Genomic DNA, 24677 nt, shown 5'->3' with positions numbered 1-24677 from the left:
GTATTATGCATACAATGCGGCTCCTTTTTTTGAAGGTCGGCTAACTAGTAGCTGCTACGAGTGGAGTTTGGTGCATCATGCAAAGCCAAAAAATTCGAATCCGGTTGAAGGCGTTTGATTATCGCCTGATCGACCAGTCCACGCAGGAGATCGTCGATACCGCCAAGCGGACCGGCGCTCAGGTGCGTGGCCCTATCCCTCTGCCGACGCGGAAGGAAAAGTACACAGTATTGATTTCTCCGCACGTCAACAAAGACGCGCGCGATCAATATGAAATTCGTACGCATAAGCGTTTGCTCGACATCGTTGAGCCGACGGAAAAGACAGTAGATGCTTTGATGAAGTTGGACCTGGCAGCAGGTGTAGACGTTCAGATCAGCCTCGGCTAATACCGCCCGGTATTAGTCTGTGTAACTGTCATAAGGCCATAGAGGGTGAGAGCCCCGTACACTTAAGAGGTGAAACATGGCAATTGGTGTTGTCGGTCGTAAGGCCGGTATGACCCGTATTTTTACGGAAGATGGGCAGGCGCTGCCCGTAACGGTAATTGAGGTTGAGCCCAACCGGATTACCCAATTAAAAACTCTTGAAAGCGATGGCTACCGCGCCGTTCAGGTGACTGTCGGTACTCGTCGTTCCTCTCGTGTTACCAAGAGCGAAGCGGGCCACTTTGCCAAGGCGGGCGTTGAAGCCGGTCGTGGTATGTGGGAATTCCGTCTTGCCGACGGCGAAGGTGAAGACCTGGCTGCCGGTAGTGAGATCACGGCTTCTGTATTCGAGGACGGTCAGGTGGTTGATGCCATCGGTCAGTCCAAGGGTAAAGGTTTCCAGGGCGGTGTTAAGCGCTGGAACTTCTCTATGCAGGATGCCACTCACGGTAACTCTCTGTCTCACCGTGCTCCGGGTTCCATTGGTCAGAACCAGACTCCGGGCAAGGTATTCAAGGGCAAAAAGATGGCGGGCCAGATGGGTAATGCTCAGGTAACTGTGCAGAACCTGAAAATCGTCCGTGTCGACGCCGAGCGCAACCTGCTGCTGGTAAGTGGTGCCGTTCCCGGCGCAACTGGCGGCGATGTTGTCATCAAGCCTGCAGTTAAAGCCTGAGGAGCGGTGCGATGGAATTGACAATTACAGGTAGCGGCAAGGGAATTTCTGTTTCCGACGCCGCGTTCGCCAAAGATTTTAACGAGTCGCTGGTTCACCAGGTAGTGACTGCCTATATGGCAGGCGCCCGCCAGGGTACCAAGGCTCAGAAGACGCGTTCCGAAGTTAGCGGTGGCGGTAAGAAGCCATGGCGTCAGAAGGGCACCGGTCGTGCCCGTGCCGGTACTATCCGTAGTCCGATCTGGCGCTCCGGTGGCGTTACCTTTGCAGCCAAGCCTCGTGGCTTTGAGCAGAAGGTTAACCGCAAGATGTACCGCGCAGCGATGCGCTCCATTTTTTCCGAGCTGGTTCGCCAAGAGCGTCTGGTTGTTGTCGATGATATGAACGTTGACAGCCCCAAGACCAAGGCATTCAACGCCAAGCTGAAGGATATCGGTGTGACCAATGCGCTGATTCTGTCCGATAACGTCGAGCAGAACCTGCATCTGGCTTCGCGCAACATTCCGCACGTAGACGTGCGTGATATTGCTGGTCTGGATCCGGTTAGCCTGGTTGCCTTCGAGAAGGTCGTTGTGACCGTTCCCGCTCTGAAGAAGATCGAGGAGATGCTGGGATGAATCAGGAACGTATTTACAAGGTCCTGCTTGGGCCGCACGTATCGGAAAAAGCGTCTCTGGTGGCCGAGCACGGCCAGGTTGTTTTCCGGGTTGCCCCGGACGCTACCAAGCCCGAGATCAAGAAAGCCGTTGAGCAGCTGTTCAACGTCACCGTAGAAGGTGTTCAGGTTCTGAACCGTAAGGGTAAGCTTAAGCGTACCGTTCGCGGCTTCGGCAAGCGTAATGACATTCGTAAGGCTTATGTAAAGCTGGCAGAAGGTCAGGACATCGATTTTCTGGATGTGGAATAAGGTAAAGGGGTCGTAATATGCCGATCGTCAAAACCAAACCAACATCTGCCGGACGCCGTCACGTTGTAAAGCTTTACAACCCGGATCTGCACACTGGGCGCCCTTACGAGCCGTTGGTAGAAAGAAAGAACAAGACGGGTGGTCGTAACAATGTAGGCCGCATCACAACCCGTCACACTGGTGGTGGTCATAAGAAGCACTACCGTGTCATCGATTTCAAGCGGACCAAAGACGGTATTCCGGCGGTCATTGAGCGCCTGGAATACGATCCGAACCGCTCTGCGCACATTGCACTGCTGAAGTATTCTGATGGCGAGCGTCGCTACATTATCGCTCCCAAAGGTATGCAGATTGGTGATCCTGTGCGCTCCGGTATCGACGCACCGATCAAGGTGGGCAGCACGTTGCCGCTCCGGAATATTCCGGTCGGTTCTGTTATCCACTGCGTCGAACTCAAGCCTGGCAAAGGTGCACAGCTGGCTCGCTCTGCGGGCGCATCCGTACAGCTGGTTGCACGGGAAGGTGCTTATGCCACCATCCGCCTGCGCTCAGGTGAAATGCGAAAGGTGCTTGTAGATTGTCGTGCAACGTTGGGTGAAGTATCCAACAGCGAGCACAGTCTCAAGCAGCTTGGTAAAGCGGGTGCATCACGTTGGCGCGGTAAACGTCCAACAGTACGTGGTGTTGCTATGAACCCAGTTGACCACCCACATGGTGGTGGTGAAGGGCGTACCTCTGGCGGGCGTCACCCGGTTACTCCGTGGGGTGTTCCGACCAAAGGGCATAAGACTCGTAAGAACAAGCGTACTGACAAGATGATAGTACGTCGTCGTTCGGCCAAGTAAACGACTACATAGAGGTAATTGCTGTGCCACGTTCTTTAAAGAAAGGTCCTTTTATAGACCTGCATCTGTTGAAGAAGGTCGAGGCAGCTCTGGAAGCTAATGACAAGCGACCGATCAAAACCTGGTCGCGTCGGTCAACAGTTTTTCCGGAGATGGTAGGCCTGACCATTGCAGTCCACAACGGCAAGCAGCACGTGCCGGTTTATGTCACCGAAGATATGGTTGGACATAAGCTGGGTGAGTTCGCGGCAACGCGTACTTATCGTGGTCATGCGGCCGACAAGAAAGCTAAACGCTGATTCTGAGGTAATCGAAATGGAAGTAGCAGCCAAGTATAAGGGCGCTCGCCTCTCAGCTCAGAAAGCACGTCTTGTCGCTGACCAAGTACGCGGCAAGGCTGTTGAGGACGCCCTAAACATTCTGACTTTCAGCCCAAAAAAGGCGGCCACAGTCATCAAGAAAGCTCTTGAGTCTGCCATCGCCAATGCTGAGCATAACGAAGGTCTGGACGTTGACGAACTGCGGGTTTCCACCGTGATGGTGGATGAGGGTCCGACGCTCAAGCGAATCAAAGCTCGAGCCAAGGGGCGCGCTGACCGTATTTTCAAGCGCACCTGCCATATCACCGTCAAGGTCGCCGACAAGTAGGAGATGCTCAGATGGGTCATAAAGTAAATCCAACCGGCATTCGCCTGGGTGTGATCAAAGAGCACAACTCAGTCTGGTATGCCGACAAAAAGGAATACTCCAGGAACCTGCTGAATGACATTCAGGTTCGTGAGTTCCTCGACAAGCGTCTGGTTAAGGCGTCTGTCAGCAAGATTGTGATCGAGCGCCCTGCTCAGAACGCCCGTATCACGATCCATACTGCCCGTCCCGGTATTGTTATCGGTAAGAAGGGTGAAGATGTTGATCGTCTGCGTCGCGACGTCAGCGACATGATGGGTGTGCCTGTGCACATCAACATCGAAGAAGTCCGCAAGCCGGACCTCGATGCCCGCCTGGTAGCGCAAAACGTTGCCGGCCAGCTGGAGCGTCGTGTGATGTTCCGTCGCGCTATGAAGCGTGCGGTCCAGAACGCCATGCGCCAGGGTGCCAAGGGTATCAAGATCCAGGTTGGCGGTCGTCTCGGGGGTGCTGAAATTGCGCGTTCCGAGTGGTATCGCGAAGGTCGTGTTCCGCTGCACACACTGCGTGCAGATATTGATTACGCAACCTACGAAGCGCATACCACTTACGGCGTAATCGGCGTCAAGGTATGGATCTTCAAAGGTGAGATTCTTGGTGGTATGGAGCAGGTCCGTGCTGACAAGAAAGCCTCTGGGAAGAAAGGTTCTAAGTAAAGGGGCACTCTTATGCTGCAACCAAAACGCACCAAATTCCGCAAGGTAATGAAAGGCCGTAACACCGGTCTTGCTCACCGCGCCAACAAGGTGAGCTTCGGTGAATACGGATTGAAGGCTACGAGCCGTGGGCGTATAACTGCGCGCCAGATTGAAGCAGCGCGTCGTACCATGACTCGTCGCATCAAGCGGGGCGGTAAGATCTGGATCCGGGTGTTCCCGGACAAGCCGATCACCGGTAAGCCGCTTGAAGTTCGAATGGGTAAAGGTAAGGGTTCTGTCGAGTATTGGGTGGCTGAAATCCAGCCAGGCCGCATGCTCTATGAGATGGAAGGTGTTTCCGAGGAAATCGCTCGTGACGCATTCACTCTCGCGGCGGCCAAACTGCCGGTACAGACCACCTTTGTAACGAGGACGGTGATGTGATGAAAGCAACAGAGCTGCGTGAAAAGTCAGTCGAGGAGCTGAACAAAGAGCTGATCGACCTCCTGAAGGAGCAGTTCAACCTGCGCATGCGTAAGGCGACAGGTCAGCTGAATCAGTCTCACCTTCTCGGCAAGGTGAAGCGCGACATCGCTCGCGTGAAAACAGTATTGAACGAAAAGGCAGGACAGTGACATGACCGAAGCTACCCAAACTGCCAGAACTCTGAGCGGCAAGGTCGTGAGCAACAAGATGGAGAAGTCCATCGTGGTGCTGGTCGAGCGTCAGGTGAAACACCCGCTGTACGGTAAGTACATGAAGCGTTCAACCAAGATCCACGCTCACGATGAGAGCAATCAGTGCAACATCGGTGACACTGTGACCATTCAGGAAACCCGTCCGGTCTCCAAGACCAAGAGCTGGGCCCTGGTGGAAGTCACTGAACGTGCATCCAAGGTGTAATTCGCCCGGAGAACAACCATGATTCAGACTCAAACAATGCTTGAAGTCGCGGATAACAGCGGTGCGCGTCAGGTGATGTGCATCAAGGTCCTGGGCGGTTCACATCGGCGTTATGCCAGCGTAGGGGATATCATCAAGGTGACCGTCAAGGAAGCCATCCCCCGCGGAAAAGTGAAGAAAGGCCAGGTCCTTAAGGCTGTCGTGGTACGCACCCGTAAGGGTGTTCGCCGTCCCGACGGTTCGCTGATCCGTTTCGACGGAAACGCGGCGGTACTTCTGAACAATCAGGACGCACCGATTGGTACCCGTATCTTCGGACCGGTTACCCGTGAACTGCGTAATGAGAAGTTCATGAAGATTATCTCACTGGCACCCGAAGTACTTTAAAGGACCAGAGGCCGGTTATGAAAAAGATCAAACGAGATGACGAAGTAATCGTCACCACGGGGAAAGATAAAGGCAAACGTGGTAAAGTCCTGAAGGTTCAGGACGATGGCCGCATGGTGGTTTCAGGGATCAATATGATCAAGAAGCACACCAAGCCTAACCCGATGCTGGGCTCCCCAGGTGGCATCGTCGAAAAAGAAGCACCTATCCAGGCTTCCAACGTGGCTATTTTTAATCCGCAGACCGGCAAAGCCGATCGTGTAGGCTTCCAGATCAAGGAAGACGGCGCGAAAGTGCGGATCTTCAAGTCCACGAATGAAGCTGTCGATAACCAGTAAGCGGTGGTGGTTACGATGCTTAACATGAAAGAGCAGTACAGTAAGGAAGTGGTACCCGCCCTGCAGAAAGAGTTCAGCTACAAGAACATCATGCAGGTGCCGCGTATCGAGAAGATCACCCTTAACATGGGTGTCGGCGAAGCGGTTGGTGACAAGAAGCTGATTGAGAATGCTGTGGCGGATCTTGAGCGCCTGGCAGGTCAGAAAGCGGTTGTTACCAAGGCTCGTAAATCCGTCGCGGGTTTCAAAATCCGTGAAGGTTGGCCTATCGGTTGTAAGGTTACCCTGCGCGGTGAGCGTATGTGGGACTTCTTTGATCGCCTGGTTCACATTGCGGTTCCCCGCATTCGTGACTTCCGTGGTCTGAATCCCAAGTCGTTCGACGGTCGCGGTAACTACAGCATGGGTGTGCGTGAGCAGATCATTTTCCCCGAGATCGAGTACGACAAAGTCGACAAGATCCGTGGTCTGGATATCACCATTACCACCACTGCCGGTACCGACGATGAAGGTCGCGAACTGTTGAAAGCCTTTGGCTTTCCGTTCAAGAAATAAGGAACGAGTGTAATGGCTAAGGTTTCCATGAAAAACCGTGAGCTCAAGCGCGAAAAGACCGTTGCGAAGTTTGCAGCGAAGCGTGCCGAGCTCAAGGCGATTATCAAGAACCCGAATACCAGCGATGATGACCGTTGGGACGCACAGATGAAGCTTCAACAGCTTCCTCGCGATGCTTCTCCTTCGCGTCTTCGTAATCGTTGCCAGGTGACTGGTCGCCCCCACGGCGTTCTGCGCAAGTTTGAGCTGTCACGGATCAAACTCCGTGAATACGGCATGCGCGGTGACGTTCCGGGCCTGACCAAGGCAAGCTGGTAAGATAGGCACCCTGACCTCGGTCGGGTGCCTGTTGGTAAGCGGTGCGGCAAGCCGCTGCACAACTAAAAAGATCAGGAGCCTCATACCAATGAGTATGCAAGACACGCTTGCGGATATGTTTACCCGTATCCGTAATGCACAGATGGCATCGAAAGCAGACGTTACGATGCCGTCTTCAAAAATGAAGATCTCCGTAGCCCAGGTCCTGAAGGACGAAGGTTACGTCGACGATTTCTCCGTTTCAGCCGACGCGAAGCCCGAGCTGACGATTACTCTGAAATACTTCGGCGGCAAGCCGGTTATTGAAGAGATCAAGCGGGTCAGCCGTCCGAGTCTGCGCCAGTACAACGGCGCTGGGGAACTGCCGAAAGTATCCGGTGGTCTGGGAGTCGCGATTGTCTCAACGTCCAAGGGCGTTATGACAGACCGCGCCGCACGAGCTGCTGGCGTGGGTGGCGAAGTCATCTGCACCGTATTCTAGGAGATACACATGTCCAGGGTTGCCAATAATCCTGTCGTGCTGCCTTCCGGTGTTGAGGTTAAGCTGAACGGACAGGAAATTAATGTGAAGGGTTCCAAGGGAGCACTTCAAATCACCATTCACCAAGCGGTTGAAGTAAAGCAGGAAGAAAATGTTCTGCGCTTTGCGGCCCGTGATGGTGCTACCAAGTCCCGCGCTCTTGCTGGTACTACTCGTGCACTGGTTAACAACATGGTGACCGGTGTTTCCACAGGCTGGGAACGTAAACTCCAGCTGACGGGCGTAGGTTACCGTGCCCAGGCGCAAGGTAAGAAGCTCAACCTGACACTGGGTTTTTCACACCCGGTCGAGTATGAGCTGCCCGAGGGGATTACCGCAGAGACTCCGTCCAATACGGAAGTAGTGATTCGCGGTATCGACAAGCAACAGGTTGGCCAGGTCGCTGCGGAAGTCCGCGCGTTCCGTCCGCCCGAGCCTTATAAGGGCAAGGGTGTTCGTTATGCGGATGAGCAGGTCAGACGCAAAGAAGCCAAGAAGAAATAAGGCGGGACTATGAGCGCGAATAACGAAAGATTGCGTCGCGCACGCAAAGTGCGCATGAAGATCCGTGAACTGGGAACCAATCGTCTGTGCGTTCACCGCACACCGCGTCACATGTACGCCCAGGTCACGACTGCAGACGGCAGCAAGGTGCTGGCTTCTGCCTCCACGTTGGATAAGGAACTGCGCCAGGGTGCAACCGGTAACGTGGACGCTGCCAAAAAGGTCGGTCAGCTGATCGCTGAGCGTGCCAAGGCAGCAGGTGTTGAGCAGGTTGCTTTTGACCGCTCCGGTTACCGTTATCACGGCCGTATTCAGGCTCTGGCCGACGCAGCCCGTGAAGCTGGCTTGCAATTCTAAGAGGTGGAGAAGATGAGCGTTAACGAACAGAAGGCGCCTGAGCTCCAGGAAAAGCTGGTTCAGGTCAATCGTGTCGCCAAGGTTGTTAAAGGTGGCCGTATTTTCGCCTTCACCGCACTGACTGTAGTGGGTGATGGTAAAGGTCGCGTTGGTTTCGGTCGTGGCAAGGCGCGTGAAGTGCCGGTTGCCATCCAGAAGGCCATGGAAGCTGCACGCAAGAATATGGTAGAAGTTCCGCTTGACGGTACTACCCTGCAATACCCGGTCAAGGCTCAGCATGGCGGCTCCAAGGTCTACATGCAGCCAGCGTCCGAAGGTACTGGTATCATCGCCGGCGGTGCGATGCGCGCAGTACTGGAAGTGGCGGGTGTTCAGAACGTACTGTCCAAGTGTTACGGGTCTACCAACCCGGTGAACGTAGTACGTTCCACCATCAAGGGTCTCCAGGCAACTCAAGCGCCTGAAGATATTGCAGCCAAGCGCGGTAAGACCGTGGAAGAGATTCTGGGTTGAAGTCATGGCGAACGCAAAAACGATCAAAGTAACTCTGACCCGCAGCCCCATCGGCTGCCAGCCCAAGCACAAGTTGTGTGTGAAGGGCCTGGGTCTTCGTAAAATCGGTCACACCGTGGAAGTGGAAGATACACCTTCCATCCGCGGCATGATCAACCGGGTTGATTACCTGGTTCGGGTTGAGGAGAACTAAGATGCGTCTGAACGAACTTAGTCCAGAGCCCGGTTCACGTCCGGCCGCAAGGCGCGTTGGTCGTGGTATCGGTAGCGGTCTCGGCAAAACCGGTGGTCGCGGTCACAAGGGTCTGAAGGCCCGTTCCGGCGGCAGTGTGGCGCCCGGTTTCGAGGGTGGTCAGCAGCCGTTGGCCCGTCGTCTGCCAAAGTTTGGCTTCACCTCCCGTCAGCAGCGTTACGTTGCTGAGATTCGCCTGAACGAGTTGGCGAAGGTTGAAGGCGATGTGGTGGATCTGGAAGCCCTGAAAAAGGCAGACATTATTCGCGGGGAGATTCGCGAAGCCAAGGTTATCATGTCCGGCGAACTGAGCCGTGCGGTAACTGTGAAGGGACTTCGGGTAACCAAAGGCGCGCGCGAGGCAATTTCTGCCGCGGGTGGTAAAGTCGAAGACTAAGGCGAGTCGAGGACTAAATGGCCAAGAACGCATCATTGCCTGCGGGCGCGGGTAAAGGACTGGCAGAGCTGCGATCGCGGCTCTGGTTTGTCTTCCTGGCATTGCTGGTGTACCGGATTGGTGCCCACATTCCGGTGCCGGGTATCAACCCCGACCGTCTGGCGGCACTGTTTGAACAGAACCAGGGCACAATCCTGAGCATGTTCAACATGTTTTCCGGTGGTGCGCTTGAGCGCATGAGTATCTTCGCTCTCGGTATCATGCCGTACATCTCGGCCTCTATCATCATGCAGCTCATGACTGCGGTTAGTCCGCAGCTTGAGCAGCTGAAAAAAGAAGGTGAGGCTGGCCGTCGAAAGATCAGCCAGTACACACGGTATGGTACGGTTATCCTTGCCCTGGTTCAGGGTTTTGGTATTTCTGTCGGTCTGGCATCTCAGGGTGTCACCTTCAATGACAGCTTCAGCTTCCACTTTGTGGCGGTCGTGTCATTTGTGAGTGGTGCCGTGTTCATGATGTGGCTTGGCGAGCAGATCACCGAGCGGGGTGTCGGTAACGGCATTTCCTTGCTGATCTTCGCCGGTATTGTTGCCGGGCTTCCCGGTGCTATCGGTCAGACGCTCGAGCAGGCCCGCAATGGTGAGATGAGCCTGCTGGTAGTTCTGGGTATTGGTGTTCTTGCGGTTGCTGTTATCGGCTTCGTGGTCTTCATGGAGCGGGGGCAGCGCCGGCTGACGATCAATTACGCCAAGCGACAACAGGGTCGCCGGGTGTTCGCCCAGCAGTCCAGTCATCTTCCCCTGAAGGTGAATATGGCCGGTGTGATTCCGCCCATCTTTGCGTCGTCCATCCTGCTCTTCCCGGCATCGCTGGGGCAGTGGTTTGGTCAGGGTGAGGGTATGGAATGGCTGAGCGATGTATCCCAGGCCCTGGCGCCGAGCCAGCCGTTGTACATTATCCTGTTTGCAGCAGCAGTGGTTTTCTTCTGCTTCTTCTATACAGCCCTTATGTACAACCCGAAAGAAGTTGCGGATAACCTCAAGCGCTCTGGAGCGTTTATTCCGGGCATTCGTCCTGGTGATCAGACTGCCAAGTATATCGATGGTGTTCTGACCCGTCTGACGCTGTTCGGTGCAATGTACATTGCAGCAGTTTCCCTGTTCCCTCAGTTCCTGATGGTGGCCGGGAATGTACCGTTCTATCTGGGCGGTACCTCTCTGCTGATTGTTGTAGTCGTGGTGATGGATTTCATGGCGCAGGTTCAGTCGCACCTGATGTCCCATCAGTATGAATCACTGATGAAGAAGTCCAATCTCAAGGGCTATGGTCGGAACGGTTAATCCCGTTCCCCTTGAAAACTGGAGTCGACAATGAAAGTACGCGCTTCGGTAAAGAAAATTTGCCGTAACTGCAAAGTAATTCGTCGCAATGGCTCGGTACGGGTCATTTGCTCGGAGCCTCGTCACAAGCAACGCCAGGGCTGATCCTTATCGGATCCAGAACTGACATTGTAGAGGGTATGAATAATAGCGCTTGACCCCGCCTGGGGTCAGGCGCTATTATTTCGCGCCCTTTTATAGTGGCGGAAAATTCACACAGCAAAGCTTTGAACGCGGAGTAATTTGGATGGCACGTATAGCCGGTGTCAATATACCCGATCACAAACATGCTGTTGTCTCGCTGACCTACATCTTTGGTGTTGGCAAGACCACAGCCCAGAAGCTTTGCGATGCAACCGGCGTCAAGCCGGACGTCAAGGTCAAAGACCTTAGCGACGAGCAGCTTGAATCACTTCGTACTGAAGTGGGCAAGGTGTCTGTCGAAGGCGATCTGCGTCGTGAAGTACAGATGAACATCAAGCGTTTGAAGGATCTCGGATGCCACCGTGGTCTGCGTCATCGTCATGGCCTTCCGGTCCGTGGCCAGCGCACCAAGACCAACGCACGCACCCGTAAAGGTCCACGCAAACCTATTCGTAAGTAACAGGTAGGCAAACATGGCAAAGCCAGGTACACGTACCCGTAAAAAGGTGAAAAAGACGGTTGTTGATGGCGTCGCGCACATTCACGCGTCCTTCAACAACACTATCGTGACCATTTCTGACCGTCAGGGCAACGTCCTGTCCTGGGCCACCTCTGGTGGTTCCGGTTTCCGTGGGTCACGCAAGAGTACACCTTTTGCTGCGCAGGTAGCAGCTGAAAGAGCCGGTAATGCGGCTGCTGAATACGGCCTTAAAAACCTGGACGTAGAGGTTAAGGGTCCTGGGCCCGGACGTGAATCTGCAGTTCGCGCGCTGAATGCGTGTGGCTACAAGATCACCAACATCACAGATGTGACGCCGATTCCCCACAACGGCTGTCGTCCGCCCAAGAAGCGCCGCGTCTAACACAGGAGACAGTGAATTATGGCTCGTTATATAGGCCCGAAGTGCAAGCTGTCTCGTCGTGAAGGGACAGATCTTTTTCTGAAGAGCGGTGTTCGCGCGCTCGATTCCAAGTGCAACATCGAGACTCCGCCGGGTATGCACGGCGCGCGTCGCGGTCGTCTGTCCGAGTACGGCGTACAGCTTCGTGAGAAACAGAAAGTTCGTCGTATCTACGGCGTTCTCGAGAAGCAGTTCCGCAACTATTACAAAGAGGCCGCCCGAGGCAAAGGTGCAACTGGTGAAAACCTGCTGCAGCTGCTGGAAGGCCGTCTTGATAACGTTGTATATCGCATGGGCTTTGGTTCTACCCGTGCAGAAGCCCGTCAGCTCGTCTCTCACAAGGCGATCCTGGTCAACGATAAGTCGGTGAACATTCCGTCTTACCAGGTCCGGCCGGGTGATGTTGTGAGCGTGCGTGAAAAGGCGAAGAACCAGCTGCGTGTTAAAGGCGCACTGGATCTGTCTGCAAGCCGTGCCGCGGTGAGCTGGGTAGAGGTCGACGCCAACAAGATGTCCGGCGTTTACAAGTCAGTACCCGAGCGTACTGAACTGCCGGCCGACATCAACGAGAACCTCATCGTCGAGCTTTACTCCAAGTAAAGCCCAGTTAGCAACGATAGCAGATAGGGGCGTCTATGCAGCGTTCAGTACATGAGTTATTGACACCTCGTACCATTGACGTGAAGGAATCAAGCGCCACACGTGCCAAGGTTACGCTTGAGCCTCTGGAAAGGGGCTTTGGTCATACCCTGGGCAGTGCACTGCGCCGGATTCTCTTGTCTTCGATGCCGGGCTGCGCCGTGACTGAAGCGCAGATTGACGGTGTCCTGCACGAGTACAGCGCCATTGAGGGTGTCCAGGAAGACGTCATCGAGATTCTTCTGAATCTCAAAGGCGTTGCCGTAAAAATGAACGGTCGGGACGATGCCGAGCTTACGCTCAGCAAGAAAGGCCCGGGCGTTGTGACAGCCGGTGATATCAAGCTGGATCATGACGTTGAGATTGCCAACCCGGAGCACGTGATCTGTCACCTTAGCGAGAATGGTGAAGTGAACATGCGTCTCCGTGTTGCACGCGGTCGCGGCTATGAGCCGGCGGACCAGCGCGGTCTTGACGAGGACGAAACTCGTGCCATCGGACGCCTGCAGCTGGATGCAACATTCAGCCCGGTTCGTCGTGTGGCTTACGCCGTGGAAAGTGCACGGGTAGAGCAGCGGACCGATCTGGACAAGCTGGTTATCGACCTGGAGACCAATGGCACCATCGATCCGGAAGAAGCAATTCGCCGGGCGGCCACCATCCTCCAGCAACAACTGGCGGTGTTTGTCGATTTCGATCATGAGAAAGAGCCCGAGCGCGTTGAGGAGGAGGAAGAAATCGATCCTATCCTGCTGCGTCCGGTTGATGATCTGGAATTGACAGTGCGTTCAGCTAACTGCTTGAAGGCTGAGAACATTTACTACATCGGCGATCTTATCCAGCGCACAGAAGTTGAGCTGTTGAAGACGCCTAACCTTGGTAAAAAGTCGCTGACCGAGATCAAGGACGTTCTGGCGTCCCGTGGTCTGTCACTGGGCATGCGTCTTGATAACTGGCCGCCGGCTAGCCTTCGTGGCGACGACCGGGTTCTGGGCGGTTAATCGCCGATTAGTTTAAGGTAAGGAATCAGAGCAATGCGTCATCGTAAGAGTGGTCGTAAGTTCAGCAGGACCAGTGCGCATCGCAAGGCCATGTTCCGTAACATGACTGCGTCACTGGTTGAACACGAGCTGATCAAAACAACGCTGCCGAAAGCCAAAGAGCTTCGTCGGGTAGCTGAGCCTTTGATCACGCTTTCCAAGAATGATTCGGTCGCGAATCGTCGTCTGGCGTTCTCACGCCTGCGTGACGATGCAGCGGTTGCCAAGCTGTTTGATGAGCTTGGTCCTCGCTACAACGAGCGTCCGGGTGGATATCTTCGTATCCTGAAGTGTGGCTTCCGTGCCGGCGACAATGCCCCGATGGCATTTGTTGAGCTGGTCGGTCGTCCGCTGGATATCGAAGCGGAAGAGGTGGACGAAGACGAGGATTAATATCTTCGGCTTTGGCCAACCAAAAAAAACCGGGTTCCGTGAGGATCCCGGTTTTTTTGTGTCTGGGTTTTAGGGAATTCGTAGTCTTCGAGGTTAGGTGGCTGGCCAGGGGATGGGGGTTTATTTTCTTTGGAAAAATAACTCGCTTCGCTCAGACATCTTTTTCCGGCAGAAAATAAACCCCCATCCCCTGGCCGACAGAGCTCTCCAATGCCCGCCAATTACTTCTTCAGCATGGACTTCAGATAGCGACCGGTATGGGAAGCAGAGTTCTCGGCAATGTCCTCGGGCGTACCCTCCGCGATAATTTGTCCGCCGCCAGAGCCGCCCTCGGGGCCGAGGTCGACAATCCAGTCCGCGGTCTTGATCACGTCGAGGTTATGCTCAATTACCACGATGGTGTTGCCGTGGTCACGCAGCCTTTCCAGTACATTTAGCAGTTGCTGGATGTCGTAGAAGTGCAGGCCGGTTGTGGGCTCGTCCAGAATGTAGAGGGTTTTGCCGGTATCCCGCTTGGAGAGTTCCTTGGCGAGCTTCACCCGCTGGGCTTCCCCGCCTGAGAGCGTCACCGCGCTTTGCCCCAGACGGATATAGGAAAGGCCCACATCCATCAGGGTCTGCAGCTTGCGGGCCAGGAAAGGCACTGCGTCGAAGAACTCGCGTCCTTCCTCAACAGTCATCTCCAGCACTTCGTTGATGTTCTTGCCTTTGTACCGTACCTCGAGCGTCTCGCGGTTGTATCGCTTGCCCTTGCAGACGTCGCAAGGCACATACACATCCGGCAGGAAGTGCATTTCCACCTTGATGACGCCATCACCCTGGCAGGCCTCGCAGCGGCCGCCTTTTACGTTGAAGGAGAAGCGCCCCGGCTTGTAGCCCCGCGAGCGGGCTTCCTGTGTTCCTGCAAAGAGTTCACGGATGGGAGTGAACAGGCCGGTGTAGGTGGCCGGATTCGAGCGGGGGGTGCGGCCGATGGGGCTCTGGTCAATGTCGATGACCTTGTCCAGGTGGTCCAGTCCTTTGAGGGACTGGTAGGGGGCATGGTTGAGGCTGGTGGCCTTGTTGAGTTTGGCGGCCGCTACCGGATACAGGGTGCTGTTGATCAGCGTGGACTTGCCAGACCCGGATACACCGGTGACGCAGGTCATGATACCCAGGGGCAAATCGAGGGTAACGTCTTTCAGGTTGTTGCCAGTAGCACCCGACAGGGTCAGTGCTTTTCCGCTGCCCTTGTTGCGCCGTTTGGGGATGGCGATTTCCCGGGCGCCATTCAGGTATTGCCCGGTAAGCGAATCGGGGTTGTCGATGATCTGTTGTGGTGTGCCCTGACCGATAACCTGGCCGCCATGAACGCCAGCGCCCGGCCCGATATCAATAACATGATCCGCAGCGCGGATAGCATCCTCATCGTGTTCGACCACAATGACGGTATTGCCCAGGTCCCGCAGATGGGTGAGGGTGGCCAAAAGCCGGTCATTGTCCCGTTGATGCAACCCGATGGAGGGTTCATCGAGAATGTACATAACGCCTACCAGGCCTGCGCCGATCTGGCTTGCCAGACGAATGCGCTGAGCCTCACCCCCGGAGAGTGTATCGGCACTTCGTTCGAGCGTGAGGTATTCCAGCCCGACGTTCACCAGGAACTGAAGGCGTTGCCGCACTTCCTTCAGTATTTTTTCGGCTATCTCACCTTTCCGACCCGGTAGAGCGAGGGTTTCGAAGTAATTATGAGCTTCACCCACCGGGAGGTGAGTGACATCGGAAATATTGTGCTCTTCGATGAAGACGTGGCGAGCGCTGCGGCGCAGTCGTGAGCCGCCGCATTCTTTGCACGGTTGAGTACTCAGATTGCGGGCGAGCTCTTCCCGCATGCTCTGTGAATCGGTCTCGCGGTAGCGCCGTTCGAGGTTCGGCAGAATGCCCTCGAATGAATGTGCCTTCTCCATGATATGGCCACGGGAATTCACATAACGGAATGGGATATCCTCATCGCCCGAGCCGAACAGCAGTACGTTGCGAAAATCCTCGGGCAGATCCGTCCAGGGCGTTTCCAGATCGATGCCGTAGTGATCTGCCACGCTACCCAGCATCTGGAAGTAATAGACGGCTCGGCGATCCCAGCCCTTGATGGCGCCGGATGCCAAAGTGGCTTCCGGGTGCTGGACAATTTTTTCGGGATCAAAGAACTGTTTAACGCCCAGTCCGTCGCAGGTAGGGCATGCGCCTGCCGGGTTGTTAAAGGAAAATAGTTTCGGCTCCAGCTCGCTCAGGGCATAACCGCACTGGGTGCAGGCATAGCGGGCGGAGAAAGTGTGCTCTTCTCCCTCACCGCTCATGGACGCCACAAGGGCAATCCCGTCCGCCAGGCCCAAGGCGGTTTCGAAACTCTCGGCAAGCCGCTGCTCCAGGCCTGGCTTGACCTTGAACCGATCGACGACCACATCAATCTGATGTTTGCGTTTTTTGTCCAGGGCCGGCACGTCGTCGATATCGTAAACCGTGCCATCTACCCGCAGGCGGATAAAACCCTGGCTGCGCATGGTTTCGATAACCTGCAGATGTTCGCCTTTCCGGTCCCGGATTACCGGCGCCAGAATCATCAGTTTGCTGTCCTCTGGCATGGCCACCACCTGGTCCACCATCTGGCTGATGGTTTGCGCTTCCAGGGGTTGGCCATGGTCGGGGCATCGTGGCTCGCCGGCGCGGGCGAAGAGCAGGCGCAGATAATCGTAGATTTCTGTGATGGTGCCAACGGTGGAGCGAGGGTTGTGGGAAGTGGATTTCTGCTCAATGGATATCGCTGGCGACAGCCCTTCAATATGGTCCACATCCGGCTTCTCCATCATCGAGAGAAACTGGCGGGCATAGGTAGACAGCGACTCCACATAACGTCGTTGCCCTTCAGCATAGAGCGTATCGAACGCAAGGGACGATTTACCGGAACCTGAGAGGCCGGTAATCACGATCAGTTTGTCCCTTGGCATATCCAGGTCGATGTTCTTCAGGTTGTGGGTTCGTGCCCCTTTGATCTGGATATGGTCCATAACACCTCGCTCGGATAAAAACGAAAATTATACCGCGTTGGGCCCGCTGCGGCGAAAATGATACCGGGGCCAGCATCACTCATGTTGTCCCCCGTCAGCGCCCCTTCTGTTACAATGCGCCGCCTGCGATGGGTATCTGCCCTCAATATCACCGCTTTCAACCCCGGCTGAGGTACGTAATTGCCATGAATGCGCTGGAAAAACGCTCCGTATTGGCCCTGGCGTCTGTTTACGCCATGCGCATGCTCGGACTGTTCATGGTGCTGCCGGTATTCATGTTGCTGGGCGAAGATCTCAAGGATGCAACGCCCGCATTGCTGGGTTTCGCCATAGGCGCCTACGGACTCAGTCAGGCCCTGTTGCAGATTCCCTTCGGCATGCTGTCTGATCGGGTCGGCCGAAAGCGCATGATCTATATCGGGCTGGTACTTTTTGCCGCAGGCAGTTTGCTGGCCGGAGCCACGGATTCCATATACGTTGTAATTGCCGGTCGGATTCTTCAGGGGGCCGGTGCGATCGCCAGTGTGCTGATGGCGTTGCTCAGTGACCTGACCCGGGAAGAAGAGCGGACCAAGGCCATGGCAACGGTGGGGATCACCATTGGCCTGTCGTTTTCGGTATCGCTGGTTCTTGGGCCCCTTCTCGGAGCCTGGTGGGGACTGTCCGGGATATTCTACACCACGGCCGCGCTGGCCATGGTGGCGCTGGTGATCGTCAACCGCCTGGTTCCGACGCCCCATCAGCACAAGACCAGCCCCGACACGCATCCTGCCCGGGAGATGCTGGGTCGCGTGCTTTCAGACGGTCGTCTGCTCCGGTTGGATTTTGGTATCTTCGCCCTGCATCTGGTGCTGACCGCCCTGTTTCTGGTGTTTCCCTCTATGCTTCAGGAGCAGTTTGGCCTTGCCAGCAGTTCACACTGGTGGTTTTACCTGAGCGTGATGGTCACGTCTTTCTTCGCCATGGTGCCGTTCATCATCATTGGCGAGAAAAAACGCAGGATGAAACCGGTGCTTTGCGGCGCGATTGCGTTGCTGACATTGGCTACTGCCGGGTTTACCGGTGTTTCCGGCAGCCTGGTTGCGGCCTGGGCTGTGCTGTTTTTCTTTTTCATGGCCTTCAACTTGCTCGAGGCCAGCCTTCCGTCATTGATCAGCAAGGAGGCGCCGGCTGCAAGCAAAGGCACGGCGATGGGGGTCTACTCCACCTCCCAGTTCATGGGCGCGTTTCTGGGGGGCGCTTTCGGCGGCTACCTCCTGGAGGTAGCCGGGCTACAGGGCGTACTCTGGTTCATGGTAGTAGTGCTTGGCCTCTGGCTGCTGATAGCGCTCACTATGCCCGCGCCCGGTCACACCACAAGTTTCGTGGTACAGTTGCATCAGGTAATGAACGACCAGTACGACGACATCGATGACAATCTCCGCCGCCTTCCGGGCGTTCAGGATGTGGTGATTGTGGAAGACGCTGCCACCGCCTATCTTAAGGTGGATCGTCAGCAATTTGATGAAGCGTTACTTGCGGACTTTACCTTTGTCCGGCAGGCTAACCATTCTTGAAATCCGGAGGTTCGCACGGAGCGCGGGCGTCCCTGAAAACAGAGTCAGGAGCAGAACATGGCACGAGGCGTAAACAAGGTAATTCTAATCGGTAATCTGGGGCAGGACCCGGATACCCGCTACACCCCCAACGGCAATGCCGTAGTAAACCTGAACCTTGCAACAGACGAGAGCTACAAGGATCGTCAGACCGGCCAGCTGGTGCCAAAAACCGAATGGCACAGGGTTGTCATGTTCGGCAAGATCGCCGAAGTTGCTGGCCAGTACCTGCGCAAGGGATCAAAGGTTTACATTGAGGGCAAGCTGCAAACCCGAAAATGGCAGAACAAGGAAGGGCAGGATGTCTATACCACCGAGGTTGTGGTGGATATCAATGGCCAGATGCAGATGCTGGACAGCCGTGGCGGCGAAGGCGGAATGAGCCAGGGTGCGCCGGCAGGACGGCCTCAGCAGTCCGGCTACAACGCGCCGGCTGGACAGCAGAACAATCCACCACCGCAATCCGGTGGCTACAGCAATCAGCCTTCGCAGGGCAGCATGCCCGAGCCGGTTGACGATTTTGATGATGACATTCCGTTCTAGATCGGAGTTTCTGTAATTTGTAACGTTATCTATTCACGTTAAAACCTAAGGCCCCGCTGATGCGGGGCTTTTTTATTCCTGGCCGAAAAAAAATGTAATGCATGCCCGTTGACTTTCAAGCTTAATAGTTGTAATATGAAATCTGTAACTATGGGGTGGTTGGCATGATTTTGTCTGTAAGCGAGTTGAGAATGTTGGATGGAACGAGGCGCGGGAGCATCTCCGACAACGGGCTGTTGATGTATTACCCAAACCTTTTCATCAGCAGCGAGATGCGTCAGCGGAGTAAGAACACGCATGTGGGGTTCCTTCACAACCTGAAGGTGTTATTTCTTTGGTTGTCCTATGAAGGTATCGATCTCGAAGCTCGGTTTGCCAAGAATCAGCACCTATCGGAAAAAGAAATTCACAGACTCGTGGACTTCTGCGCGTGGACAGCCGAAACGCATAAAAAATTGCTTGGCTCCGCAGCGTTGCTCCCAACCGCCTACATGCAAGTAAAGAGAGCGGCTTATTTTCAGCGAGTTACCGCCATCCGAAAGTACATGGATTGGCTTTATTCCCAGTTGGCCACTGAGAGTGGCAAAAGGGAAGAAATGGCGCGAGTGAAAGCAACGATGCGATCTCTCGCTCCCAATATGAAAAATCACGGCAAAAATGAACACGTCGAGGTTAACGACGAACAAATAGAAATCATCACTAACAAGTTGATGCCTGGCCATCCAGAAAATCCCTGGCGCTCAAAGAGTGACCAGTATCGGAATCTTTTGATTTTCCACCTGCTTTACGAAACCGGCATTCGTCGCGGAGAACTCCTCGGTTTGTACGTCAGTGACATTAGTGATTGCGGCGTTGCAGTGTATCGACGCCACAACAATCCTATCGACCTCCGAAAAAACCAGCCCAATGCGAAAACTGGGGAGCGCACTATTCCTATCCCTAGAGCGCTTGAAATGTTCGCTTATGACTATGTGATGGAATATAGGCGGAAGTTTAATCGGGCCAAAAAGCATCCCTATTTGTTCGTGAGCCACAAGAAAGGTGCAGGCAATCCTCTCTCCATTGCTGCTGTCGACTGGATTTTCAGAACTGCTCGAAAGGCATTTCCAGAATTAAAAAATCTATCCGCGCACAAATTAAGACACCACATGAATTATCGAATCTCTAACATGATCGACGAAAAATGGGGGCATCTGTCACCCGAGGATCGAGCCATTAAAGACCAGGAGGTCAGGTCTTACCTCAATGGTTGGAGCCCAGAGGGAAAGCAGGCTGCCCGATACAACAGGCGCTACAACGTCGAAGAGGCAGGTAAAGCGATGGTGGAGCGTGCGGAGAATTACGAAAAGGGCAGGGATAATCGATGAAGGTAGAGCCAATACCGCAGGACGAACTAGAGGATCTGCTCAACGAAAGCTTAACTAGCCGTGATGGCCTGCTATTTTCTCCCGCTGAAGACACTTGGGCGTTAACTCACACATCTTCGCAAAATGTACTGACCGCTCGGGCATCATATACATTCCCCCCTGAGGTTAGGCCTTACTTCAGACTTGCCTTGGCTCGTTATGCGCGTTCGTACTCTCCTGACAGTGTCAAAAACATAGCTCAATTTTGCTACATGATTCCTTCCGATAATCCTGATATTCCGAATAACTGGCTTGACGAAGCTTGTTTTATCTCGGCAAAGGCACGACTCGGAAAGCGGAGGGAATACCAATTGGCGACTATCCGCGGGTTCCTTAAGTTTTGGCTTCAGTCCGGACTTTATGGAATCGATCCTCACTATTTTGAGGCCATTTCCAAGGTGAGAATTCGAGGAAATGAAAAAGGAACGCGGATTTCATCTGAGGATGTGCTCAATGGCCCTTTGACCGAGCTTGAGCACAGGGCTGTTCTTGATGGGACAACTAATGCTTACATGTCGAACCACATTGGTACGCAGCAATATCTGCTCATAAAGCTCTTTTCTGAGCGCGGGATGCGTAGATCCCAAGCAGCCCAATTGTTTATCTCCGATTTTTATGAGCGAGGTGGCGAGTTCTGGATAAAACAGCCGCGAGCGAAACAGAGAAACACTGGTTGGAGAGAGGCTTTTAAAGAATTCCGTGTATCGGAAACGCTTTATTCTCTTGTGCAACTGCTAGGTACTGAGTACGCAGCCGCCATCAAAAAAACCTGTGGTGAAGAATTTACGTCCCAAATCGATGATCTGCCCCTTTTCCCAAATATGGATCGGCTGGCTGATGCATTGCGCCTAGGAAAAAAAATCGATGCGTACTGTTGTTGGTCGCGAGAAAATTTCACAACAGCAGTTAGATCTATCTCGCGGCATATCAATGCTATCTCGGAGCGAACTGGGGACCCAATACATCTTATTCCGCAACGCTTCAGATACAGCCTCGGCAGCGATCTAGACAAGGATGGTCGCGGTGTCGGTGTTATCGCAGCCGCACTTGATCATGAAGATGAGCAAAATGCTGGAGTTTATGTCGGATTATCTGATGCTATGGCGCACCGGCTCGACGCAAAGATTGGTCCTCTGCTCGCGCCCTTAGCTCAAGCGTTTAGCGGCGTTGTAGTAAAAAGTGAAAAAGATGCGGTAAGAGGTAGCGACCCATCCAGCCGGATACGAACGATCGATGGCTCAGACAATGTCGGGACATGCGGAAATATGGCGTTCTGCGGTGCCAACGCGCCCATTAGTTGTTATACCTGCTCAAAATTCTATCCGTGGCTTGATGGTCCTCATGAGGAGGTTTTGACCGACCTCTATGAAGAACGAGAAGAAATACTTCGAGTGACCGGTGATAGGACAATGGCTGAAGTCAATGATCGAGTCATTCTAGCTGTCGAAAGCGTTGTTCGGCGTTGTTCGGAAATGAGAAATCAAGGAGTGCAAGGTGAGTAATGTTCTCGTTTTTAGGCCGAAGGCGCAGATCAGTGCAAAGCAACAACTCAAAGAATTTATTTTATTTGCTAAGACCCTGACCGGCTATGATAAACCGAACGAGCCCCTCAACTGGAACGGATTTGATTGGTCGTTCTGGATCAAAGGTGTGAACTTCGGGAAGTTGGGCGAAAGCATAAGAAGCAAAGCATTTGACCCAGATAAGGGGGTTCTCGACTCCAGTATTATCGAATTTGCAAAGGCATACGTGTTGTATCAACAGAGCCTTGCACCGACAGACGATGTGAAAGAGACCGTGGCTCTCCAGCTCCTTGAAGCCTCTCTCATGCATGCGAACGCGGAAGCTGATGTGACAGAAGCTTTGGCGAGCGACTTCGACCGGGCCGCCAGTATGTGCAGAGAAAAATTCTCCGAGGGCCGTGCGTATCGAATAGGCGGGGCCTTGGAAAAACTGGCAGAGTTTCTCGCGGAAAAGTGCCTTACCAAAAGTGGTATTAGTTGGACCAACTCAATTCCCCGCCCGAACGATGCGCGGGGCCATAGAAAAAATAAAGAAAATGCGGCGAAAAAGATGCCCTCGACTGAGGTCCTCGATGCTCTTGGAGAGATTTGGTCGAACAATCCGGAGTCATCAAGAGATATTTTCGTCACGTCCAACTGCGTTATTCTTTTGAGTCAGCCTAGTCGTGTTGGTGAGCTGAATCTGCTGGCAAATAGATGTTTACCTCCAGAGTATGAAAATCAGAAAGCAATTTCCTCTGAGGTTGTCGGTGACAGCGTCGAGTCAAAAAGGCCATTAACTATCAATTGGTTCGGCGAGAAAGGTTTTGGGCACTCTCCTAAACTTGTACCCACTGCGCTTGCGGAACACTGTATAGAAGCGATAAGGCGAATTCGGAGCATTACAGAGGGTCCTCGCAAACTTGCGAAGTTCCTCGAAGAAAATCCGGATTCCTTTCCACCACATGATCGCTCTCCTCGATGTGACCAGGATGCCCCACTAAATGCTGACCAAGCTTTGGGGGCCTTATGTCTATCCTTCAATGGAAAGACTTCTAGAGGTCGTCTAAGAGAATGGCTCGCTCAGCAGAAGCGATATTTTGAGAATAAGCAGGGAATGGCTCTGCCAAACGCGATCGTGAATGAGGCCCTGGCAGGTATGTATGAGGGCAAGGCTGCCCCAGGCAAAGAGGATCGGCATACTCTTACATTGCGGAAACTGAACGTGTTAGTCCGTGCCCGCTATTTGCCGCCGCATTTTCCTTATGTCGATAAAAACGAGACTATCAAGTACAGGGATGCTCTGAATTGCTACTTTGTCGGTCAGCTTGGAGAGCAGGAAGGGCATGGTCATGGGCATTTGAAGCCCTACATGATCCGCTCCATTGACAACAACACTCTCAATCAATCTTTGACAATGAATGCTGGAAGTGAGGGCTCAAAGAGGTCTGAGGGCCTAAACATCTTTCGTCGCTGGGGGTACAACGGCGACCAATACAAACTCACGACACATCAGTTCCGCCACTACTTGAATACGTTGGCAGCACGAGGAAATGTAGGTGAAACGGAACTTGCTAGATGGTCTGGCCGACTCGATTTAAGTCAGAACAAAGTTTACAACCACCGGAGCGACGAAGAGCTGGTTGGTGAAGCGAAATCTATGGGGCTTGGCGAACAAAAGTCGAATTTAATCGCCGTGGTTTCTTCAAATGAGCCGATCTTGGCATCAGATCTTGTGGGTATGCTAGATCAGGATCGAGTCGCTCATCGAACCCTCATAGGTGTCTGCATTCATGACTTTGCAATGGAGCCATGCCAAAAGGATCGCGACTGCTTGGGGTGTAGCGAACATGTATGCATCAAGGGCGATGAAGAGCGACTAAAGCGAATCAGAGTTTTACGTGACGGTCTGAAGAAGTCGCTCGCCGAGGCGCAACAGGGCGTTGAGGAAGGATATTTCGGTGCAGACAAGTGGGTTATAGATAGACTGGATCGGCTCAAGCGTGCAAATGAACTCATAGCTCTGTTGGAAGATCCCAGCTTGGAAGACGGTGCGGTAATCAGGTGCACAGATAATGGGTACTTGCCCGCCAAAAAAGCTCTTGAAGCGAATGGGAAGCTCCCTGATACGGCGAATTCGAAGCTTGGCTCCGACCGAAATCGCGTGGAAGTTGTTCAGGACGAGTTGAGAGCACTCATGGAATTTTAAGTTATGGCAAAGCATTTAACCGAGGATGAGGTTCAGCGGATACTAAATCTGCTCAGAGGGTGGCAAGGCAAACTGACCTGGGCTTTGCTTGTGCGGGCATGTGAAACCGCCTGTGGAATAAAGACGACGAGGCAAGCGCTTGACCGTCGACCTGAAGTCAAAGAGGAGTTCCAGATCAGGAAGAGAACTCTCAAAACAGGGCTCGAAGAGACGAACCGACCGAATGATCTCAACACTGCGCATGGAAGGATTCAGAGGCTTTTGACGAGAATCCGTGAATTGGAACGGCAAAACGAGATGTACAGGGAGCAATTCATTCGCTGGCAGTACAATGCTCACAACAACAACATTTCAAAAGCGAAATTGGATGCGCCAATCCCCAGGCCTGATCTCGATTCTGAGCACAACATATGATTCTGGAAGCTAGGAATTGCTTTTTATGCGCGAGCCAAGACAGACGGAGAGTAGCAAGTCAGATGGCAAAACAGCGTTCACATGAAAGGGATTACTTAAAAAAGCTGGATCGGTAGGCCGTTGCCGCCTCAGGACCACGCCTTCGATTGGAGTTAAATAAAGGGTTTGCCGAGAACCGAAGGCGAGACCTGGGAATTAATGACTGATTCAAGTCAGAAAAAGTTCAGGTCTTGTCGTTCTGGGCTCTCTTTTATTAAGTAGT

The 24677-nt window shown here is 53.7% G+C and carries 35 protein-coding genes; 34 read left to right on the top strand and 1 reads right to left on the bottom strand.

Annotated features, from left to right (window positions below; translation table 11 throughout):
* Positions 1 to 77 precede the first annotated feature (77 nt).
* The 28 genes from rpsJ to rplQ all read left to right on the top strand — a co-directional run bounded on the left by rpsJ (position 78) and on the right by rplQ (position 13702).
* Positions 78 to 389, top strand: a complete 312-nt coding sequence (gene rpsJ / locus J3362_RS19610; RefSeq protein ID WP_004580743.1) for a 30S ribosomal protein S10 — start codon at positions 78 to 80, stop codon at positions 387 to 389.
* 76 nt (positions 390 to 465) lie between these two features.
* Positions 466 to 1104, top strand: coding sequence for a 50S ribosomal protein L3 (rplC, locus tag J3362_RS19605; RefSeq protein WP_148607561.1), 639 nt, complete (start codon positions 466 to 468; stop codon positions 1102 to 1104).
* Positions 1105 to 1115: 11 nt separating this feature from the next.
* The gene (gene rplD / locus J3362_RS19600; RefSeq protein WP_008174860.1) at positions 1116 to 1721 is read left to right on the top strand and encodes a 50S ribosomal protein L4; all 606 of its coding nucleotides are present in this window, start codon (positions 1116 to 1118) and stop codon (positions 1719 to 1721) included.
* Positions 1718 to 2011: a 50S ribosomal protein L23 gene (gene rplW / locus J3362_RS19595; RefSeq protein WP_100641158.1), complete on the top strand. Its 294-nt coding sequence runs from the start codon at positions 1718 to 1720 to the stop codon at positions 2009 to 2011. Before rplD ends, rplW begins: the two co-directional genes overlap by 4 nt.
* Positions 2012 to 2028: 17 nt before the next feature.
* Entirely contained in the window at positions 2029 to 2856 is an 828-nt protein-coding gene (rplB, locus tag J3362_RS19590; RefSeq protein ID WP_349521868.1) for a 50S ribosomal protein L2, read from the top strand.
* A gap of 23 nt (positions 2857 to 2879) precedes the next feature.
* Positions 2880 to 3155 carry a 30S ribosomal protein S19 gene (rpsS, locus tag J3362_RS19585; RefSeq protein ID WP_007154011.1) on the top strand — a complete coding sequence of 92 codons (276 nt, stop codon included), beginning with the start codon at positions 2880 to 2882 and terminating at the stop codon, positions 3153 to 3155.
* Between the two features lie 16 nt (positions 3156 to 3171).
* Positions 3172 to 3504 carry a 50S ribosomal protein L22 gene (rplV, locus tag J3362_RS19580; protein WP_048497742.1) on the top strand — a complete coding sequence of 111 codons (333 nt, stop codon included), beginning with the start codon at positions 3172 to 3174 and terminating at the stop codon, positions 3502 to 3504.
* A gap of 11 nt (positions 3505 to 3515) precedes the next feature.
* Positions 3516 to 4199, top strand: coding sequence for a 30S ribosomal protein S3 (gene rpsC, locus J3362_RS19575; protein ID WP_349521867.1), 684 nt, complete (start codon positions 3516 to 3518; stop codon positions 4197 to 4199).
* Between the two features lie 12 nt (positions 4200 to 4211).
* Entirely contained in the window at positions 4212 to 4625 is a 414-nt protein-coding gene (gene rplP / locus J3362_RS19570; RefSeq protein WP_008174875.1) for a 50S ribosomal protein L16, read from the top strand.
* On the top strand, positions 4625 to 4816 hold the full coding sequence (rpmC, locus tag J3362_RS19565) for a 50S ribosomal protein L29 (RefSeq protein WP_008174877.1): 192 nt from the start codon (positions 4625 to 4627) through the stop codon (positions 4814 to 4816). Before rplP ends, rpmC begins: the two co-directional genes overlap by 1 nt.
* A 1-nt stretch (position 4817) precedes the next feature.
* On the top strand, positions 4818 to 5084 hold the full coding sequence (rpsQ, locus tag J3362_RS19560; protein WP_008174879.1) for a 30S ribosomal protein S17: 267 nt from the start codon (positions 4818 to 4820) through the stop codon (positions 5082 to 5084).
* A gap of 18 nt (positions 5085 to 5102) precedes the next feature.
* Entirely contained in the window at positions 5103 to 5471 is a 369-nt protein-coding gene (gene rplN / locus J3362_RS19555) for a 50S ribosomal protein L14 (RefSeq protein ID WP_007154005.1), read from the top strand.
* Positions 5472 to 5488: 17 nt separating this feature from the next.
* Positions 5489 to 5809 (top strand): 50S ribosomal protein L24, encoded by a 321-nt coding sequence (gene rplX, locus J3362_RS19550; protein WP_008174881.1) that lies wholly within the window; start codon positions 5489 to 5491, stop codon positions 5807 to 5809.
* Positions 5810 to 5824: 15 nt separating this feature from the next.
* Positions 5825 to 6364: a 50S ribosomal protein L5 gene (gene rplE, locus J3362_RS19545; protein WP_008174883.1), complete on the top strand. Its 540-nt coding sequence runs from the start codon at positions 5825 to 5827 to the stop codon at positions 6362 to 6364.
* A gap of 12 nt (positions 6365 to 6376) precedes the next feature.
* The gene (gene rpsN, locus J3362_RS19540) at positions 6377 to 6682 is read left to right on the top strand and encodes a 30S ribosomal protein S14 (RefSeq protein ID WP_008174884.1); all 306 of its coding nucleotides are present in this window, start codon (positions 6377 to 6379) and stop codon (positions 6680 to 6682) included.
* A gap of 88 nt (positions 6683 to 6770) precedes the next feature.
* Positions 6771 to 7163 (top strand): 30S ribosomal protein S8, encoded by a 393-nt coding sequence (gene rpsH, locus J3362_RS19535; RefSeq protein WP_008174886.1) that lies wholly within the window; start codon positions 6771 to 6773, stop codon positions 7161 to 7163.
* 9 nt (positions 7164 to 7172) lie between these two features.
* Entirely contained in the window at positions 7173 to 7706 is a 534-nt protein-coding gene (gene rplF / locus J3362_RS19530; RefSeq protein ID WP_148607564.1) for a 50S ribosomal protein L6, read from the top strand.
* A 9-nt stretch (positions 7707 to 7715) separates the two neighbouring features.
* Complete coding sequence (gene rplR / locus J3362_RS19525; protein WP_041341459.1) at positions 7716 to 8063, top strand: 50S ribosomal protein L18; 348 nt, start codon at positions 7716 to 7718, stop codon at positions 8061 to 8063.
* Positions 8064 to 8075: 12 nt separating this feature from the next.
* Positions 8076 to 8576, top strand: a complete 501-nt coding sequence (rpsE, locus tag J3362_RS19520) for a 30S ribosomal protein S5 (protein WP_008174892.1) — start codon at positions 8076 to 8078, stop codon at positions 8574 to 8576.
* Between the two features lie 4 nt (positions 8577 to 8580).
* On the top strand, positions 8581 to 8769 hold the full coding sequence (gene rpmD, locus J3362_RS19515) for a 50S ribosomal protein L30 (RefSeq protein WP_012139786.1): 189 nt from the start codon (positions 8581 to 8583) through the stop codon (positions 8767 to 8769).
* 1 nt (position 8770) lies between these two features.
* Positions 8771 to 9205 (top strand): 50S ribosomal protein L15, encoded by a 435-nt coding sequence (gene rplO, locus J3362_RS19510; protein ID WP_088829375.1) that lies wholly within the window; start codon positions 8771 to 8773, stop codon positions 9203 to 9205.
* 17 nt (positions 9206 to 9222) lie between these two features.
* The gene (gene secY / locus J3362_RS19505) at positions 9223 to 10545 is read left to right on the top strand and encodes a preprotein translocase subunit SecY (protein WP_008174899.1); all 1323 of its coding nucleotides are present in this window, start codon (positions 9223 to 9225) and stop codon (positions 10543 to 10545) included.
* 30 nt (positions 10546 to 10575) lie between these two features.
* On the top strand, positions 10576 to 10689 hold the full coding sequence (rpmJ, locus tag J3362_RS19500) for a 50S ribosomal protein L36 (RefSeq protein WP_008174902.1): 114 nt from the start codon (positions 10576 to 10578) through the stop codon (positions 10687 to 10689).
* A 142-nt stretch (positions 10690 to 10831) separates the two neighbouring features.
* The gene (gene rpsM / locus J3362_RS19495; protein ID WP_148607567.1) at positions 10832 to 11188 is read left to right on the top strand and encodes a 30S ribosomal protein S13; all 357 of its coding nucleotides are present in this window, start codon (positions 10832 to 10834) and stop codon (positions 11186 to 11188) included.
* A gap of 13 nt (positions 11189 to 11201) precedes the next feature.
* The gene (gene rpsK, locus J3362_RS19490) at positions 11202 to 11591 is read left to right on the top strand and encodes a 30S ribosomal protein S11 (protein ID WP_007153992.1); all 390 of its coding nucleotides are present in this window, start codon (positions 11202 to 11204) and stop codon (positions 11589 to 11591) included.
* A gap of 18 nt (positions 11592 to 11609) precedes the next feature.
* Positions 11610 to 12230: a 30S ribosomal protein S4 gene (rpsD, locus tag J3362_RS19485; RefSeq protein ID WP_349521866.1), complete on the top strand. Its 621-nt coding sequence runs from the start codon at positions 11610 to 11612 to the stop codon at positions 12228 to 12230.
* Between the two features lie 35 nt (positions 12231 to 12265).
* Positions 12266 to 13270 (top strand): DNA-directed RNA polymerase subunit alpha, encoded by a 1005-nt coding sequence (locus J3362_RS19480; RefSeq protein WP_008174911.1) that lies wholly within the window; start codon positions 12266 to 12268, stop codon positions 13268 to 13270.
* A gap of 33 nt (positions 13271 to 13303) precedes the next feature.
* The gene (rplQ, locus tag J3362_RS19475) at positions 13304 to 13702 is read left to right on the top strand and encodes a 50S ribosomal protein L17 (RefSeq protein WP_008174913.1); all 399 of its coding nucleotides are present in this window, start codon (positions 13304 to 13306) and stop codon (positions 13700 to 13702) included.
* Positions 13703 to 13923: 221 nt separating this feature from the next.
* Here the strand turns inward: rplQ and uvrA are convergent, their stop codons facing one another.
* The gene (uvrA, locus tag J3362_RS19470; RefSeq protein WP_349521865.1) at positions 13924 to 16746 is read right to left on the bottom strand and encodes an excinuclease ABC subunit UvrA; all 2823 of its coding nucleotides are present in this window, start codon (positions 16744 to 16746) and stop codon (positions 13924 to 13926) included.
* Between the two features lie 185 nt (positions 16747 to 16931).
* On the opposite strand from uvrA, the gene J3362_RS19465 reads away from it, so the two are divergent.
* The 6 genes from J3362_RS19465 (at position 16932) to J3362_RS19440 (ending at position 24415) form a co-directional block, all read left to right on the top strand.
* Positions 16932 to 18302 carry an MFS transporter gene (locus J3362_RS19465; RefSeq protein ID WP_349521864.1) on the top strand — a complete coding sequence of 457 codons (1371 nt, stop codon included), beginning with the start codon at positions 16932 to 16934 and terminating at the stop codon, positions 18300 to 18302.
* Positions 18303 to 18359: 57 nt separating this feature from the next.
* The gene (gene ssb, locus J3362_RS19460) at positions 18360 to 18884 is read left to right on the top strand and encodes a single-stranded DNA-binding protein (protein WP_008174919.1); all 525 of its coding nucleotides are present in this window, start codon (positions 18360 to 18362) and stop codon (positions 18882 to 18884) included.
* A gap of 164 nt (positions 18885 to 19048) precedes the next feature.
* Positions 19049 to 20251, top strand: a complete 1203-nt coding sequence (locus J3362_RS19455) for a site-specific integrase (RefSeq protein WP_349521863.1) — start codon at positions 19049 to 19051, stop codon at positions 20249 to 20251.
* The gene (locus tag J3362_RS19450; RefSeq protein WP_349521862.1) at positions 20248 to 21792 is read left to right on the top strand and encodes a site-specific integrase; all 1545 of its coding nucleotides are present in this window, start codon (positions 20248 to 20250) and stop codon (positions 21790 to 21792) included. Before J3362_RS19455 ends, J3362_RS19450 begins: the two co-directional genes overlap by 4 nt.
* Positions 21785 to 24001, top strand: a complete 2217-nt coding sequence (locus J3362_RS19445) for a hypothetical protein (RefSeq protein WP_349521861.1) — start codon at positions 21785 to 21787, stop codon at positions 23999 to 24001. The genes J3362_RS19450 and J3362_RS19445 overlap by 8 nt, the downstream gene beginning before the upstream one ends.
* Before the next feature lie 3 nt (positions 24002 to 24004).
* Complete coding sequence (locus J3362_RS19440) at positions 24005 to 24415, top strand: hypothetical protein (RefSeq protein WP_349521860.1); 411 nt, start codon at positions 24005 to 24007, stop codon at positions 24413 to 24415.
* Positions 24416 to 24677: the final 262 nt, after the last annotated feature.

Source organism: Marinobacter sp. NFXS11, from assembly GCF_040148675.1.
Classification (GTDB): domain Bacteria; phylum Pseudomonadota; class Gammaproteobacteria; order Pseudomonadales; family Oleiphilaceae; genus Marinobacter.
Note: the sequence above shows the minus strand (reverse complement) of the source record. Positions and strands in the feature narration are given on the sequence as shown.